This is a genomic window from Leifsonia araucanica, from assembly GCF_051161895.1.
Classification (GTDB): Bacteria; Actinomycetota; Actinomycetes; order Actinomycetales; family Microbacteriaceae; genus Leifsonia.
Genome location: NZ_JBMBTW010000002.1, coordinates 2,372,292 through 2,388,019, shown reverse-complemented (window position 1 = coordinate 2,388,019; position 15,728 = coordinate 2,372,292). Strand labels below are relative to the sequence as shown.

Annotated in this window: 17 protein-coding genes; 12 read left to right on the top strand and 5 right to left on the bottom strand. The window is 69.9% G+C overall.

Annotation, left to right across the window (positions count from 1 at the left end; all coding sequences use genetic code 11):
• Nucleotides 1–109 precede the first annotated feature (109 nt).
• The 8 genes from ACN6M5_RS11445 to ACN6M5_RS11410 all read left to right on the top strand — a co-directional run bounded on the left by ACN6M5_RS11445 (nucleotide 110) and on the right by ACN6M5_RS11410 (nucleotide 7,584).
• Nucleotides 110–1,126: a zinc-dependent alcohol dehydrogenase gene (locus ACN6M5_RS11445; protein WP_434949900.1), complete on the top strand. Its 1,017-nt coding sequence runs from the start codon at nucleotides 110–112 to the stop codon at nucleotides 1,124–1,126.
• On the top strand, nucleotides 1,123–1,884 hold the full coding sequence (locus ACN6M5_RS11440; protein ID WP_434949898.1) for an SDR family oxidoreductase: 762 nt from the start codon (nucleotides 1,123–1,125) through the stop codon (nucleotides 1,882–1,884). Before ACN6M5_RS11445 ends, ACN6M5_RS11440 begins: the two co-directional genes overlap by 4 nt.
• A gap of 145 nt (nucleotides 1,885–2,029) precedes the next feature.
• A complete protein-coding gene (locus ACN6M5_RS11435) occupies nucleotides 2,030–3,352 on the top strand; it encodes an ABC transporter substrate-binding protein (protein ID WP_434949896.1) in 1,323 nt (440 codons plus the stop codon).
• Nucleotide 3,353: 1 nt separating this feature from the next.
• Nucleotides 3,354–4,295, top strand: a complete 942-nt coding sequence (locus ACN6M5_RS11430) for a carbohydrate ABC transporter permease (protein ID WP_085370884.1) — start codon at nucleotides 3,354–3,356, stop codon at nucleotides 4,293–4,295.
• A 2-nt stretch (nucleotides 4,296–4,297) separates the two neighbouring features.
• On the top strand, nucleotides 4,298–5,206 hold the full coding sequence (locus ACN6M5_RS11425) for a carbohydrate ABC transporter permease (protein ID WP_247597177.1): 909 nt from the start codon (nucleotides 4,298–4,300) through the stop codon (nucleotides 5,204–5,206).
• Between the two features lie 28 nt (nucleotides 5,207–5,234).
• Entirely contained in the window at nucleotides 5,235–6,416 is a 1,182-nt protein-coding gene (locus tag ACN6M5_RS11420) for a mandelate racemase/muconate lactonizing enzyme family protein (protein ID WP_168690406.1), read from the top strand.
• Nucleotides 6,413–6,751 (top strand): L-rhamnose mutarotase, encoded by a 339-nt coding sequence (locus ACN6M5_RS11415; protein ID WP_434949892.1) that lies wholly within the window; start codon nucleotides 6,413–6,415, stop codon nucleotides 6,749–6,751. Before ACN6M5_RS11420 ends, ACN6M5_RS11415 begins: the two co-directional genes overlap by 4 nt.
• Complete coding sequence (locus ACN6M5_RS11410) at nucleotides 6,748–7,584, top strand: amidohydrolase family protein (protein ID WP_434949890.1); 837 nt, start codon at nucleotides 6,748–6,750, stop codon at nucleotides 7,582–7,584. Before ACN6M5_RS11415 ends, ACN6M5_RS11410 begins: the two co-directional genes overlap by 4 nt.
• Here the strand turns inward: ACN6M5_RS11410 and ACN6M5_RS11405 are convergent.
• Nucleotides 7,569–8,408 (bottom strand): FadR/GntR family transcriptional regulator, encoded by an 840-nt coding sequence (locus ACN6M5_RS11405; protein WP_434949888.1) that lies wholly within the window; start codon nucleotides 8,406–8,408, stop codon nucleotides 7,569–7,571. The genes ACN6M5_RS11410 and ACN6M5_RS11405 overlap by 16 nt on opposite strands.
• A gap of 111 nt (nucleotides 8,409–8,519) precedes the next feature.
• On the opposite strand from ACN6M5_RS11405, the gene ACN6M5_RS11400 reads away from it, so the two are divergent.
• The gene (locus ACN6M5_RS11400) at nucleotides 8,520–9,101 is read left to right on the top strand and encodes a PadR family transcriptional regulator (RefSeq protein WP_434949886.1); all 582 of its coding nucleotides are present in this window, start codon (nucleotides 8,520–8,522) and stop codon (nucleotides 9,099–9,101) included.
• Between the two features lie 13 nt (nucleotides 9,102–9,114).
• Nucleotides 9,115–10,791, top strand: coding sequence for a DHA2 family efflux MFS transporter permease subunit (locus tag ACN6M5_RS11395; protein ID WP_434949884.1), 1,677 nt, complete (start codon nucleotides 9,115–9,117; stop codon nucleotides 10,789–10,791).
• A gap of 64 nt (nucleotides 10,792–10,855) precedes the next feature.
• Here the strand turns inward: ACN6M5_RS11395 and ACN6M5_RS11390 are convergent, their stop codons facing one another.
• From ACN6M5_RS11390 to ACN6M5_RS11380, 3 genes are read right to left on the bottom strand one after another with little or no spacing between them, the layout of a single operon-like run.
• Nucleotides 10,856–11,728, bottom strand: a complete 873-nt coding sequence (locus ACN6M5_RS11390; protein ID WP_085370890.1) for a VOC family protein — start codon at nucleotides 11,726–11,728, stop codon at nucleotides 10,856–10,858.
• A gap of 42 nt (nucleotides 11,729–11,770) precedes the next feature.
• The gene (locus tag ACN6M5_RS11385) at nucleotides 11,771–12,061 is read right to left on the bottom strand and encodes a TetR family transcriptional regulator C-terminal domain-containing protein (RefSeq protein ID WP_434949882.1); all 291 of its coding nucleotides are present in this window, start codon (nucleotides 12,059–12,061) and stop codon (nucleotides 11,771–11,773) included.
• Nucleotides 12,007–12,375, bottom strand: a complete 369-nt coding sequence (locus ACN6M5_RS11380; protein ID WP_434949880.1) for a TetR/AcrR family transcriptional regulator — start codon at nucleotides 12,373–12,375, stop codon at nucleotides 12,007–12,009. The genes ACN6M5_RS11385 and ACN6M5_RS11380 overlap by 55 nt, the downstream gene beginning before the upstream one ends.
• A gap of 37 nt (nucleotides 12,376–12,412) precedes the next feature.
• On the opposite strand from ACN6M5_RS11380, the gene ACN6M5_RS11375 reads away from it, so the two are divergent.
• Nucleotides 12,413–12,973 (top strand): hypothetical protein, encoded by a 561-nt coding sequence (locus tag ACN6M5_RS11375; protein WP_434949878.1) that lies wholly within the window; start codon nucleotides 12,413–12,415, stop codon nucleotides 12,971–12,973.
• Between the two features lie 12 nt (nucleotides 12,974–12,985).
• Here ACN6M5_RS11375 and ACN6M5_RS11370 read toward each other — a convergent pair whose 3' ends face one another.
• Nucleotides 12,986–13,681, bottom strand: a complete 696-nt coding sequence (locus ACN6M5_RS11370) for an RraA family protein (protein WP_434949876.1) — start codon at nucleotides 13,679–13,681, stop codon at nucleotides 12,986–12,988.
• A 97-nt stretch (nucleotides 13,682–13,778) separates the two neighbouring features.
• Here ACN6M5_RS11370 and ACN6M5_RS11365 point away from each other — a divergent pair, with 97 nt between their 5' ends.
• Nucleotides 13,779–15,671: a heavy metal translocating P-type ATPase gene (locus ACN6M5_RS11365; RefSeq protein ID WP_434949874.1), complete on the top strand. Its 1,893-nt coding sequence runs from the start codon at nucleotides 13,779–13,781 to the stop codon at nucleotides 15,669–15,671.
• Nucleotides 15,672–15,728: the final 57 nt, after the last annotated feature.

The window sequence follows — 15,728 nt, the reverse complement described above, 5'->3', positions numbered from 1 at the left end:
ATACGTATTATGTTTGCGGACATTCTGATCTAAGCTGTGGTCGCCGCATCCCGCCAGGGGTCGAAGCGGCGCGACGAGGCGTAAACGCAGAGAAGAGGAGCAGTCGGCGATGTTGGCGGCAGAGTACACAGGGGCACGAACGATCACGGTCGAGGAGCGCGAGCCGGCGGCTCTGCGCGACGGGGAGGTCAGGATCGCCGTCGCGTACGTCGGCATCTGCGGCACAGACCTGCACGTCTACCACGGCGACATGGATGCGCGGGTGACCACCCCGGCGACCATCGGCCACGAGATGTCCGGCACCATCGCCGAGCTCGGCCCTGGCGTCGACGGCTGGGCGGTCGGCGACCTCGTCACCGTGATGCCACTCGACTGGGACGGCACCTGCCCGGCCTGCCTCGCCGGAAACCAGCACATCTGCCAGAACCTCGACTTCATCGGGATCGACAGCCCCGGAGCGCTCCAGCAGTACTGGAACGTGCCGGCCCGCACCCTCGTCCGGCTCCCGGATGGCGTGTCGCTGCGGGATGCCGCGCTCGTCGAGCCGGTCGCGGTGGCCGTGCACGACGTCCGTCGCTCCGGCGCGGGCGCTGGGGACAAGGTCGTCGTGATCGGCGCAGGACCCATCGGCGTGCTCATCGCGACGGTGGCGACCGCATCCGGGGCCGAGGTGGTGATCGCGGAGATCGACGCGAACCGCAGGGCGGCCGCCGAGGACATGGGGCTGCGCACCATCGACCCGTCCGGGGTCGACCAGGTGGCGTGGGTCAACGAGTGGACCGGGGATGCGGGCGCCGACGTGGTTTTCGAGGTCTCCGGCGCCGCGGCCGCCGTGCTCGGCGCGACCGGGCTGGCGAAGGTGCGCGGCACCGTGGTCCTGGTCGCGATCCACTCGCAGCCGAGGCCGCTCGACCTGCACCGCGTGTTCTGGCGCGAGCTCACCATCCTGGGCGCACGGGTCTACGAGCGGCAGGACTTCGAGCGCGCGGTCGAGCTGGTGGCCGGTGGCACCATTCCGGCTGGGAAGCTCATCACGCGCGTGGTCGCGCTGGCCGGGGTCGCGGCAGCGTTCGAAGCGCTTGAAGCTGGCCAGGCCATGAAGCTGCTGGTGGAGGTCGGAGCATGAACCCGTTCGATCTGACCGGGAGGCTGGCCGTCGTCACGGGCGCGAAGCGCGGGATCGGGTTCGCCATGGCCGAGGCGCTCGCCGCGGCGGGGGCCGACATCGTCGGCGTCTCTGCGACGCTCGACCCGGAGGCGTCTGCGATCGCCGACCGGGTGCGCGGGATGGGGCGCTCCTTCACCGGGCACAGGGTCGACTTCGCGGACAGGGCGCAGGTCGCGGCGTTCGCCGACGGACTGGTCGCCGGGGATCGCACGGTGGACATCCTGGTCAACAACGCGGGCGTCATCCGCCGCGCGCCCGCCGCCGAGCATCCGATGGAGTGGTTCGACGAGGTGCTGGAGGTGGACCTGACGAGCGGCTTCCTGCTCAGCCAGGTGCTCGGGCGCCGGATGCTCGACGGCGGCCGGGGGCGCGTCATCTTCACCGCGTCGCTGCTCTCGTTCCAGGGCGGCATCAACGTGCCGGGCTATGCGGCGGCGAAGTCCGGTGTCGCCGGGCTCGTGCGTGCACTCTCCAACGAGTGGGCGGGGAGGGGTGTGACCGTCAACGGCATCGCGCCCGGCTACATCGCGACGGACAACACCCAGGCCCTGCAGGACGACGAGCAGCGGTCGCGCTCGATCATCGAGCGCATCCCCGCGGGTCGCTGGGGCGCTGCGGAGGACGTGGCGGGGGCCGCCGTGTTCCTCGCCTCCGACGCTGCGGCGTACGTCACGGGCGCCATTCTGCCCGTCGACGGGGGCTGGCTCGGCCGGTAGGCGATTGCCTCTTGGCAAACATCATACGTATGCTCTATGCTCGCACTACGCCTCCTCGGCGTCGTCAACGAAGTCGACAAGACAAGGACATCTCATGGTCGGAATCCACACTGTGGTGCGTTCGAGCCGAAGGCCCGCGCTGACGGTGGCAGCGATCGGAGCCGCAGCGGCACTGATCGCCCTCACCGGTTGCAGCACCGGCGGAAGCACCACGAACGGTTCATACGGCTTTCCCGAAGCCAAGCAGGACACCTCCTCGACGATCACCGTCTGGGTGGACGCGGACCGCCAGTCCGCTGCGAAGGCCTTCGAGAAGGCCAATCCCGAAACGAAGATCAAGGTCGTCACGTACGACGGATCGGCGAACGGCTCCAACTCGTTCCGCACGAAGATGCAACTCTTCGACAGGGCGGGCAGCGGCTGGCCGGACGTCGTCTTCTCCAGCCAGAACAGCGACGCATCCTGGGCCAGCCAGAAGTCGGGAGGCAAACAGGCCTTCGCCGCTGTGCTCGACAAGGGGCTCGTCCCCAGCGACACGCTGAGCAAGTTCACCGGAGGGGCCCTGAACCCCTGCACCGTCGAGGGCAAGGTCTACTGCCTCCGCAACGACCTCGCGCAGGCGGTGCTGTGGTTCGACAAGTCCCTGATGGACCAGTTCGGCTACACGGTCCCCACCACCTGGGAGGAGTACCAGGCCCTCGGCGAGAAGGTGGCCAAGGAGCACCCCGGCTACATCGTCGGCACGGCGGGCGACGCCTGGACCCCCGAGGTCTTCATGTGGGCGAGCAAGTGCCAGGCGAACGACGTGACCGGTCCCAAAGCCGTCACGGTCAAGACGGACAGCGAGGAGTGCAAGCGGGCGGCATCGATGCTCGACACGCTCCGCGAGAACAAGACCGTCCCCGTCGTGAGCGTCTTCACCCCGGAGTTCGTCAAGAACTACAGCGGCAAGGTCCTGATGATGCCCGGCCCGGCCTGGTACGCGGGCGCCATCTTCAACAACGCACAGTCGCTGAACGTGCCGGCCGGACAGCTCGGCGTCGCAGAGCCGCCCACCTGGAAGGGTGAGGACAAGGCGGTCACCGGAAACGTCGGAGGCGGCACCTGGTTCATCTCCAGCCACTCGAAGAACCTGAAGGCGGCCGCGAAGTTCGCGGAGTTCGTCACCACGGCGGACGACTACCAGGTCGCCCTCGCCCCCGGATACCCGGCGTACGCGCCGGCCGCGGAGAAGTGGATCGCCAAGCAGGAGTCGAGCAAGTACTTCGCGACGCCGCTCAAGCCCATCGTGACCGCCGCCTCCCAGGTCTGGGACGGCTGGGGCTACCCGGTCTTCAGCCAGGAAGCCGTCTGGGCGAAGACCATGACCCCGGCCATCACCGGAGGCAAGTCCATCGTGGACCTGCTGCCGACCTGGCAGACGGCCATCGAGAACCAGGCCAAGGTCGACGGATACACGGTGAACTGACATGACACTCGCTCCCCCGAGCGACCAGCTGACCGTCGGCGCCTCCGGGCGCCGGCGGTCAGCCCGGCCAGGCGGCCGGGCACCTGGGCGCACCCCGATCGGCTACGTCTTCATCTCGCTCTACGCACTGCTCACGATCGCCTTCGGCGTCCTCCCGGCGCTCTATGCGGTGCTCCTGGCCTTCACCACGGCCGACGGCGGATTCGCCGGGTTCCAGAACTTCGTGACGGTGGTCACAGACTTCCGGTTCTGGCCCGCCGTGCTCCACGTCACGGTCTACCTCGTGATCTGGCTGATCAGCCTCGTGATCTTCGTGGTCGTGCTCGCGCTGATCGTCCACTCGCTCCGCGCGCGCTGGGCCGCCACCTCCCTGCGCTTCATCTACTACCTGCCCGGCGCGCTCGCCGGAGCGTCGAGCGTCCTGCTCTGGCTCTTCGTGCTCGACCCCACCGCCAGCCCGGTCAGCGGCATCCTCCGCTTCCTGGGGCTGAACAGCTTCGTCGAGGTGATCCAGCCGGGAAACCTGCCGGCGATCTTCGCGATCATCGCGTTCTGGACGGGTGCAGGCGGCTGGATCGTCATCATGTACGGCGCGCTGAACAACATCAGCACCGACATCCTCGAGGCGGCCAGGATCGACGGAGCGAACGCGTTCCAGATCGCCCTGCGCATCCAGTTGCCGATGCTCCGCAAGTGGATCGCGTACATGGGCGTCATGTCGCTGGCCGCCGGCACCCAGCTCTTCGTCGAGCCGCAGCTGCTCAGTCAGGCCAGCAACGCGATCGTCCCCAACGACTACTCGCTCAACCAGCTCGCGTACCAATACGCCTTCCAGCAGAACGACTTCAACGGCGCCGCCGCGATCTCGCTCATCCTGCTGGTCGTCGCGCTGCTCCTCTCGTGGGTGTTCGTCACCCGCGGCGGCCTCTTCGAGAAGGAATGACCATGACAGCACTCCCGAGCGAACGCCGCGGACTGGGCTCGGCCCTCCGCGGCTGGAGCGGGCGCTCCATCGCGGCCGTCGTCCTCGCCGTCTTCGTCCTGTTCTTCGCCATCCCGATCGTGTGGCTGCTGTTCGCCGTGACCAAGTCGTCGAAGGCGCTCATCCTGTCCAACCCGTTCGCGCTCGGCTCGTGGTCGGACTTCGTCGCCAACTGGAACCAGCTGTTCGCCTTCCAGGGCGGCGCGGTGACGACGTGGATCGGCAACTCGGCCATGTACTCGATCGGCGCCCTGGTCATCACCCTCATCGTCAGCGTCCCGGCCGGATACGCGCTCGCGCTCACCGAGTTCCGGCTGCGCAAGGCGATGCTCGTGCTGACCCTGGTGGTCATGCTCATCCCGAGCACCGCGCTCGTGCTCCCGATCTTCCTCGAACTCAACGCGGTCGGTCTGATCGGCAGCCCGCTGTCCGTGATCCTGCCGATGTCGTTCTTCCCGTTCGGGGTCTACCTCACGTACATCTACTTCTCCACGAGCATCCCGAGGGATCTGCTCGCCGCCGCCCGCATCGATGGATGCTCGGAGCTGCAGGTGTTCACCAGGGTGGCTCTGCCGCTGGCGGCGCCGATCGTCGCGCTGGTCGCGTTCTTCAGCTTCGTGCAGAACTGGAACAACTTCTTCCTGCCGTTCGTGATGCTGCCGTCGAGTGACGGATACCCCGTGCAGGTCGGGCTCACCTCGCTGCTCTCGGCCACCCCGGCCTTCAACCCGAGCTCGGCCGGCTCGGACTCGGTGCAGCTGCCGACCCTGGCGCTCGCGACCATCGTGTCGATCCTGCCCGTCCTGATCGTGTTCCTCTTCTCCCAGCGATTCCTCGTCTCTGGCATGACGGCGGGAGGAACCAAGGAATGACCGCGCCAGAAATCAAGGAGTACCACCGATGAAGATCACCGGATATCGCAGCCTCTCGACCGTCCACGACTGGGGGAGGGTCACCGGCGACGTCAACGGCGTGCAGAGCGGGAACACCACACCCGTCCCCGTCCTCATCATCGAGACGGACGCGGGCATCGAGGGTGTCGGCCTCGGGGCGCACAGCGACATCGCCCGCGTGTTCCCCGCCGTCGAGGGAGAGGACCCCCGCTCGGTGGTCGCCCTCTACGACCGGATGCTCGACTGGGTGTTCAAAGCCGGTCACTCTGGCTCGACCTTCGGCACGATCGGCGCCATCGACATGGCCCTCTGGGACCTCAAGGCGAAGGCGGCCGACGAACCGCTCTGGCGGATGCTCGGCGCGCGCGAGCGGTTCGTGCCCGGCTACGCCTCCGGCCTGGAGTACGGCCTGTCCGACGAGGAGGTCGCCGCTCTCTACGAGCAGTTCGCCGACCGCGGCTTCAAGGCAGGCAAGCTCAAGGGCGGCCGTGACCTCGACCGCGACCTGCCCCGCCTGGAGATCCTGCGGGACACGCTCAGCCGCAACTCCCGTAGGCCGGCCATCATGTTCGACGTGAACGAGTCGTGGAACCACGCGCAGGCCGCGCGGTTCCTGTCGGCGATCGAGGAGCGTATGGACCTCACCTGGGTGGAGGAGCCGCTGCGGCGCTGGGACGCGGCCGGGATGGCGGCGCTCCGCGGCAAAGTCCGCGCGGCGATCGCCAGCGGCGAGAACCTCACCGGGCTGGAACAGTACCGGCCGCTGCTCGACGCGAACGCCGTCGACATCGTGCAGGTGGGCAACGTGTGGGGCATCACGCACCTGCTCCGCGTCGCGACGCTGGCGCACGGACGGGATCTGCCGGTGAGCCCGGTCGCGTACAACGCGAACCCGGCCGCGCACGCCGCCGCGGCCATCCCGAACCTGCTGACCCACGAGGTGCAGGATCTGCACTTCCCGGTCGGCCTGGACGTCGATCAGGAGTTCGACGACGGCGGGATCGTGCTGGGCGACCGGCCGGGCATCGGGATCATCGTCGACGAGGCGCTGCTGACGTCCTCCGTTCCGAGCCCTGTGCTCTCGTCGGCGTCCGGTCCGCACATCCGGCCCGAACGGGCAGCGCTGCGGCTCGTCGCCGAACCGGACGTGATCGACGTGCCGGTGAACCCGCTGAGGCCGGTCTCGTGAGCGGCGTGCCGGAGCGCAGGGCGTTCGTGGTCGGGGTTCGGCCGGAGAAGCGCGAGGAGTACCTCCAGCTGCACCGCGCCGTGTGGCCGGGCGTCGAGGCGAAACTGACGGAGTGCGGCATCCGCAACTACAGCATCTTCCTCTTCGGAGACACGCTGTTCGCGTACTACGAGTACGTCGGGGACGACCACGACGCCGATATGGAGCGCATCGCCGCCGATCCCGTCTCGCAGGAGTGGTGGACGCACACCGACCCGTGCCAGGTGAGGATCGCGGAGGAGCGCACCGAGGGCGCACTGTGGCAGCCCATCGACGAGATCTGGCACCTCGCGTGAGCGGTCGCATCGACGCGCACGTGCACCTGTGGGATCGGGCGACCGACCCGCAGGACTGGATCGACCCGCAGACGATGCAGGCCATCGACCGCGACTTCGGTGCGGACGAGCTGACCGCCATGCTCGCGAGCACGGGAGTGCGGAGCGCGATCGTCGTGCAGGCGAGCAACAGCCTGGACGAGAGCGTCCGGCTTGCACGGCTCGCCTCGCCCGCCATCGCGGGACTCGTCGCCTGGGCGGACCTGACGGGCGACGTCCGGGAGCAGCTCGACCGCATCCGGATGGGCGGTGCAACCCGCGTGGTCGGGATCAGGCACCTCGCGCACATCGACCCGGACCCGGAGTGGCTGTCGCGCGAGGAGGTCGGCCGGGGGATGGCCGCCCTCGAATCCGAGCGGCTGAACTTCGACCTCGTGGTGCGCGACTGGCAGCTGGGCCAGGCGGCCCGGCTGGCCGAGCGGCACGACGGGATGCGGTTCGTGCTCGACCACCTCGGCGGCCCTCCTGCTCCGGGAGGCGACCTCGGCGAGTGGGCCGCCGGGCTGCGCGAGCTGGCCCGGCGTCCGAACGTGACGGCGAAGCTGTCCGGGCTCAGTTCCGGGCTCGTGGCAGGATCCTGGACGGCGCGCGACCTCGCTCCGGTGGTCGATGTCGCGCTCGACGCCTTCGGCCCTTCCCGGCTGATGTATGGCTCCGACTGGCCGCTCGCCGAGCTCGGCGGGGGAGCCCCGGCGTGGATCGCCGCGGTGGAGACCCTCCTCGACGGTCTCTCCGCCGCGGAGCGCGACCGCGTGTTCGGTGGGACGGCGCGGGAGGCCTACTCGCTCGGCTGAGCGCGCTGCGCCTTCTGGCCCGGCTGCCCTTTGCCCGGCTGCCCTTTGCCCGGCTGCCCTTTCTGGCTCGCCCTGCTGCGCGGTGCGTGGTCGGGAAGGCGGCGGCGCTCCCACGAGATGTGGATGTGGTCGTGCATCGCCTTCTGCGCTCCCTGGACGTCTTTGCGCTCGATCGCCTCGACGATGGCCGCGTGCTCATCCAGGGTCAGCGCCACAGCATCCGGGGGGTTGATGCCCTGGTATCGGCTGGACTCGACGGCGCGCTTGTAGAGGTGCTTGGCGATGTTCTCCGCCAGCCGGTTCCCCGAGATCTCCATCAGCGCGTAGTGGAAGACCACGTCGGCCTGACGGAACGAGTCCGTCTCGGACTCGCTCTCGCGCATCGCCGTGAGCGCGTTGTTCAGCCGGCGCAGCTCCTCGGAGGTGTGCGTCTCCGCGACGGCGCCGGCCATCGCGGATTCCAGGCTCGCCCGCACCACGGTCAGCTCGTCCAGCACGCCGACGCTCTCGTCGTTGTCGATCAGCGCGGACAGCACCACGGGATCGAGCATGTTCCAGTACCCGGGAGCGAGCACCTGCGTGCCCCGCCCCTGGGAGACGATCACGAGGCCCTTCTCCTCCAGCCGCTTGACCGATTCGCGCAGCACCGTGCGGCTCACGCCGAAGTGCTCGCTGAGCGGTCCCTCGGGCGGCAGGAGGTCGCCCTCGTTGAGCTGTCCTGTGACGATCAGCTCGACCAGCTCGGCGACCACGGCCACGCCGAGCCGGGCGGCGGGGAGTCGCTGCGGGATGAGGCGGGCCGCCGAATGTGAGTCAAGCGCCATACGTATGACCTTAGCTCGCCTGTCCGGCCGGCGGGGGTTGACATTGCCTTAGTCCACGCCGTATATTCCTCAAGGAATAATCAGCCAGGAATACCAAGGATCCCACCACACATGCCCCCCACCACCACGCTCACGCCGCTCGGCGTCGCAGCCCTCGCGCTGCTCGTCGAGCGACCGATGCATCCGTACGAGATGTACCAGACTCTGGTGCAGCGCTCGGAGGAACGCGTGGTCAAGGTGCGGCCCGGTTCGCTGTACCACACCGTCGACCGGCTCGCCGGGCAGGGGCTGGTGCGTGCGATCGGAACAGAGCGCGAAGGCAACAGGCCGGAGCGCACCACGTACGAGATCACCGAGAACGGCTATCTCGTGCTCACCGAACGGGTCGCGGAAATCCTCGCGACGCCCATCAACGAATACCCGGAGTTCCCGCTCGCCCTGGGCGAGTCGCACAACCTTCCCGTCGAGTCCGTCATCCAGCTCCTTCGCAACAGGGTCGCGCTCATCCGCGCCGACCTGGCGGCGATGGATGCGGGGATCGCCGACCTGGAGGCCAAGCGGCTGCCGCGCAAGTACTGGATCAACGTGCAGTACAGCAGGGCCATCAGCGAGGTCGAAGCGACCTGGCTGGAATCCCTCATCGACGACCTCGTATCAGGCGAACTGTCCTGGTCCGAGGAGAAGCATCACTGACAGGAACACTTCCATGGAAAAAGAACTGAAGCCGTGGCCCGCACTGTGGGCCCTGGTCATCGGCTTCTTCATGATCCTCATCGACACGACCATCGTGTCGGTCGCCAACCCGGCGATCATGAAGGGCCTCGACCTCGGCACCGACTACAACGCGGTCATCTGGGTGACCAGCGCCTACCTCCTCGCATACGCCGTCCCTCTGCTCATTACCGGTCGTCTCGGTGACCGCTTCGGCCCGAAGAACCTCTACCTCATCGGCCTCGTGATCTTCACGCTCGCCTCCGCCTGGTGCGGCTTCTCCGGTGTCATGCCGGGCGGCGGCATCGGGATGCTCATCACGGCCAGGGTCGTGCAGGGTCTCGGCGCGGCGCTGATGACGCCGCAGACGATGGCCGTCATCACCCGCATCTTCCCGCCGGACCGCCGCGGTGCGGCGATGGGGCTGTGGGGCGCCGTCGCCGGTGTCGCCACCCTGATCGGCCCGCTGCTCGGCGGCGTGCTCGTCGACGGCCTCGGCTGGGAGTGGATCTTCTTCATCAACGTGCCCGTGGGCGTCGTCGCGTTCATCCTGGCCGCCCGGCTCGTGCCGAAGCTGCCGACGCACTCGCACAGCTTCGACATCCTCGGCGTCGTCCTGAGCGGCGTCGGCATGTTCCTGCTGGTGTTCGGCATCCAGGAGGGCGGCACGTACGACTGGGGCACCATCACCGGCCCGATCACGGTCTGGGGCCTGATTATCTCGGGCATCGTCGTGCTGATCGCGTTCGTCGTCTGGCAGGCGTTCAACAAGAAGGAGCCGCTGCTGCCGCTGAAGCTGTTCCGCGACCGCAACTTCTCGCTCTCGAATGCGGCGATCACCACCGTCGGCTTCGCGGTGACCTGCATGGCGCTGCCCCTGGTGTTCTACTTCCAGACGGTCCGCGGTCTGACCCCGACCCAGTCGGCTCTGATGCTCGCCCCGATGGCGGTCTTCTCCGGTGTGCTCGCGCCGTTCGTCGGCAAGCTGATCGACCGGATCAACCCGCGCTACTTCGCCACCACCGGACTCGTGTTGTTCGCGCTGTCGCTGTTCTGGTATTCGCGCCTGCTGACACCGGATGTGTCGATCTGGTGGCTGCTCGCACCGAGCGCCACGCTCGGCATCGCGATGTCGGGGGTCTGGGGTCCGATCTCCACGACCGTCACCCGCAACCTGCCGATGAACCAGGCCGGCGCCGGTTCCGGCGTGTACAACACGACCCGCCAGATCGGCGCGGTGCTGGGCAGCGCATCCATCGCCGCCCTCATCTCGAGCCGCCTCGCCGTCGACCTGCCCAAGGCGCCGGGCGGAACGCCGACCGAGGCTGGTGCGGGAACCGAGCTTCCGACCTTCCTGCACGCCGGGTTCACCCAGGCCATGTCGGAGGCGCTGCTGCTGCCGGCGATCGTCGCATTCCTCGGTGCGCTCATCGTCGTGTGGTGGGAGCGGCCCAAGCCGCCGGCGTGGGGTCCGGGAGCCGCTGCTGCGGCCGGCGCGGCCGGCGAGGCTCCTGCTCCTGTCGGCGCTGCATCGCACGGCTCGCACGCCGCGCCGGTGCCGGTGGATGCCGTCCAGCACGGCTCGCACGCCGCGGACGTCCCTCCCGTGACCGGCCTCGCCTCCGGCGAGGAACCGCCGCACGGAGCGCACGCAGCGCCCGTCGTCGACTGACGCCGACCGCGCATCCCGCAGCCGCTCGCCCCACGCCGGGGCGGGCGGTTGCGCCGTTAACGGGTCAGGCGACGACGCGCACGGCGTTGGCCCACGGGTCGTCGAACGCCACGGAGCGCCCGTCGTCGCGGGTCTGCACGCCGTAGTGCCGCATCCGCTCGGTGAGTTCGCCGAGGTCGTCGGCGGTGGGCACGTGGATCTCGACCTCGCCGAGTCCGAGTGCGAGGCGTCGGGGGCCAGCGCCCCTGCTGTTCCAGGTGTTCATGGCCATGTGGTGGTGGTAGCCGCCCGCGCTGACGAACAGCGCCTGGTCGCCCAGCGTCGCCGTCGCCTCGAAGCCGAGGCGGTCGACGTAGAACGCGCGAGCGGAGGCCACATCCCCGACCGAGAGGTGCACGTGGCCGACGACCGCGTCGCCGATGCGCTCGTCTCCTGCCGCGTCGGCCAGAGTCGCAGCACGCTCGGTGAGGTGCTCGCCGAGGAAGCCGTTGGGGTCGAGGTAGAGGGTCGCCATCTCGACCTGGCCGTGGGTCCAGCTCCACTGGCTGCGGTCGCGGTCCCAGTACAGCTCGACGCCGTTGCCCTCCGGGTCGGTGAAGTAGAAGGCCTTGCTGACGAGGTGGTCGGCGCTGCCGGTGAACGTGCCCGGCGCGCGGCGGGCGACCGAGTACACGGCGGCGGCGAGCGTCTCCTCCGTGTCGAACAGGATGGCCGTGTGGAACAGCCCGGCGTCGCGCGGCCCTGCGTGGCGCAGCTCGGGGGCGTGCTCCAGGATCACGACGGGGGTGCTGCCGCGTCCCAGGATGGTCCTGCCGCCCTCCTGTGCGAGCACGCTCAGGGTCACGGCGTCGCGGTAGTAGGTGGTCATGGCGTCGAGGTCGGCGACGCGGAGCGTCACCGCACCCATCGCGGAGTCGGCGGGAAGGAGGTCGGTCATGGCGTTCTACAACGCTGGCGGGCCTGAATATATTTCAGAACTTCACTCCCCGGGGCGCGGTCGCTCCCACAGTCGTCGGTAGTCCTCGGCCAGGATCGAGCGGGCCGACTCCGGCGTCAGCGCCGGGTGCCGCCCGACGAGGTGAGCGGCCAGGCCGTCGATCAATGCCCGCATCCGGTCGGCCTCCCGCTGGATGCGCGCGGCGGCAACGTCGTCCGGAGCGCTCGCCGCCACCACCTGCCGGATGAGGTCGAGCATCGCGGCGTCGGACTCGCGCTTCACCGGCGCGAGCTGGTCGTCGGCGATGGCCGCCCCGGCGAAGACCAGCCACACCTCCATCTCCTCCCTCGGTCGTCGTCGAGGGGCAGGAACTGCTCCAGCAGGGCGAGCCCGTCCGGTCCGGCGTCACCGGCGTCCGCGATGATGCTCTGGATGCGGCCGGTGGCGCGCTCGATGACGAGTCGCATGGCGAAGGCGACGGCCTCCGGCTGCCGCGGGAAGTAGTGCCGCAGCGAGCCGAGGGCCATCCCGGCCTCCGCGGCGACGGTGCGCGTGCTCACGGCGTTGATGCCGTCGCGCCGGATGATGCGCCAGACGGCCTCACCGATGTCGCGGCGGCGTTCGTCCGGGGTCTCTGTGGTCCGCATGACCCCACTCTAGTACAAATGTGCTAGACATGGACCCATGCTCGTCTTCGTCATCATCGCCTGCGAGATCCTGTTCTGGGTCTTCCTGCTCGGCGGCCTGCTCGCCCGCTACGCCCTGCGCCGTCGCCGACTCGGCTCCGTGCTCCTGGTGCTCGTGCCCGTCGCCGACCTGGTGCTGCTCGCCGCGACCGTCGCCGACCTCGCCGGAGGCGCGACCGCCGAGTGGGCGCACGGGCTCGCCGCCGCATACCTCGGCTTCTCCGTGGCCTTCGGGCACGGCATCATCAGCCGCATGGATGCGCGGTTCGCCCACCGCTACGACGGCGCCCCGGCGCCGGAGCGCATCCCGAAAGGCGGCCGGCGGCGCGTGCTGCACGAGTGGAAGGTGTTCGGTCAGACCGTCATCGCCTGGGCGATCGCCTGCGCCCTGCTGCTCGCCGCGATCCTGGTGGTCGGCGACGAGGCCCGCACCGCCGCGCTCAGCGCCTGGCTGGGCACGCTGACGCTGATCCTCGGCATCGCGGCGATCTGGCCGATCAGCTACACCATCTGGCCGGGCGCGGATGAGCAGAAGCGCACGGGCCAGCCTGCGCGCTGACGCAGGCGGACGTCAGGTCTCGATCGCGCCGCCGGTCTCCTGCAGGTAGCGCCGCAGCGTCAGTTCCGGCTCGGCCGCCTGCCTGCGGCGGTACTCGGCGAAGTCCAGCTGGTCGCGCAGCGACGCCCCTGCGCGCATCCGCTGCGACTGCTCGCCCTCCACCGACTGGATGCGCACCGCCGTCGCCACCAGCTCCTCGCGCCGGTCCCGCCCCACCACCAGCACGCCGTCGTCGTCCGCGACGATCCAGTCGCCTGCACCGACGGGCACGCCGTCGAGGTACGCGCTCCGCATCGCCCGGCCGGCGGGCGGCACCCGCCGCGGTCCGAACGGGTATGCACCGAGGCTGAACACCGGCAGCCCGATCTCGCGAAGTTGCGCGGTGTCGCGGTGGCGTCCCCAGATGACCGCTCCGCGCATCCCGGCCTCCCGGGCTTCGAGGAGCATGAGGTCGCCGACGCAGGCCTCGTCGTGCCGGCCGCCGTTGTCGACCACGAGCACAGCGCCGGGCGGGGCGTCGTCGATGGCCTCGAGCAGCACGTCCACGCTGCCGAGGTGCGTGACGGGGGCCGCCGGTCCGGCGAACGCCGTGCCGGGCAGCAGCGGGAGCAGGGCCGCCGGGGCGGCGGAGACCCGGATTCCGAGCCGCACGGCGGCGTCCGCGATGGCGGCGGTGGGGAGCGGCTCGCTGAGTTCGTCCATGTCCATGCGTCAGAACCTAGTCCCGTCCGTATGCGGGCAGCGGCATGGACGCGTGCGACCACCGGCCCTGGCGCGGCGGCGGATCGTGGGCAAGACTGGCCGCATGTCCCGCGTCATCGGTCTCGCCCGGCGCTACTGGGTGGTCACGCTCACCGTCGTCATCGGCGTGGTCGGGATCGTGCTGGCCGCGACCGGCGCCGGCTGGACCGTGCAGTGGCTGTTCAGCGCGTACTCGCTCGTGATCGCCGCGTGGCAGGCGGTGGGGATGGTCCGCGCGATGCTGCGGCGCGAGTTCGGGCTCGACATCCTCGCCGTGACCGCCATCGTGTCCACCGTGCTCGTCGGCGAGTACGTCGCTGCCCTGGTCGTGGTGCTCATGCTCACCGGCGGCGACGCCCTGGAGGACTACGCCAACCAGCGGGCCAAGCGAGAACTGGATGCGCTGCTCACCAGGGCGCCGCAGGTTGCCCACCGCGCTGTCCAGGGCGGCGGGTACGAGGACGTGCACATCGACGAGGTGCGCGCCGGGGACGTGCTGCTCGTGCGTCCGTCCGAGATCGTGCCGGTGGACGGCGTGCTGCTCTCGGCGGAGACCACGGTGGACGAGTCGTCGATCACGGGGGAGAGCATCCCGGTCGAGAAGCACGAGGGCGACACCATCCTCAGCGGGGTGGTCAACGGGAACGCGGCGGTCGAGCTGCGTGCGACGGAGACCGCATCGGCCAGCCAGTACCAGCAGATCGTCGCGCTCGTGGCGCAGGCGGCGGAGAGCAAGGCGCCGGTCGTGCGGCTGGCCGACCGCTACGCCGTGCCGTTCACCGTGTTCTCTCTCGCGCTCGGCGCCATCGCCTGGGCGGTCAGTGGGGATCCGGTGCGGTTCGCGGAGGTGCTCGTGCTCGCCACGCCGTGCCCGCTGCTGATCGCCGCTCCTGTCGCGTTCATCGGCGGGATGAGCAGGGCGGCGCGCAACGGCATCATCGTCAAGAGCGGCGGAGTGCTGGAGTCGCTGTCGCGGGCGCGCACGGCGGTGTTCGACAAGACGGGCACGCTCACCTACGGGACGCCCGCGCTCACCGAGGTCAGGGTCGAGGCGCCGTTCACCTCCGCCGAGGTGCTCGGCGCGGTGGCGAGCGCCGAGCAGTACTCGTCGCACGTCCTCGCAGCAGCGATGATCGACGCCGCCAGGGAGAGAGGGCTGCCGCTGCACGAGGCGGAGTCGGCGGAGGAGGCGGCCACGAACGGGGTGGTCGCGCGCATCCAGGGTCGAGAGGTGGTGGTGGGCAAGTTCGCGTTCGTCGCCGCCCACGCCCCGGATGCGCGCCGCACGGACATCGCGCCGGGCGAGCTGGCCGTGTACGTGGCGATCGACGGCCGATACGCCGGCGCGATCCTCGCCCGCGACCGGCTGCGCGCGAACGCGAAGGCGACGATCGCCCGGCTCGCCGAGCTGGGCGTCACCCGCACGATGATCCTGACCGGCGACGCGCAGGAGACGGCGTCGCACATCGCCGCAGAACTCGGCGTCACCCGGGTGCGCGCCGAGTGCCTGCCCGCCGACAAGGTCGCGGAGGTGGCCGCCATCGCGGAACGCCCGGTGATCATGGTCGGAGACGGCGTGAACGACGCCCCGGTGCTGGCGGCGGCGGATGTGGGCGTCGCGATGGGCGCGAAGGGGGCGACAGCGGCGAGCGAGTCGGCGGACGCGGTGATCCTGGTGGACGACATCTCCGGCGTCGCCCGCGCGGTGCAGTTCGGGAAGGACACGGTCAGGATCGCGCTGCAGAGCATCTGGCTCGGCATCGCGGTCTCCGTGGTGCTGATGCTGATCGCGGCGTTCGGGTTCATCCCGGCGACCGCGGGCGCGCTCATCCAGGAGGTGGTCGACCTCGCCACCATCCTCGCCGCGCTCCGCGCGATCGGCGGCCGCCTGGACGCGCGCGCGGCCCCCGTCACGGCCTCCCTGGCCGACCCGCGCCCCGTCCGCGCCGCGGGCTGACGCGCCGGCCCGGGCCCTGGCCCTGGTCCTGGGCGGCCCTGGGCTGCGCCCGCGCCA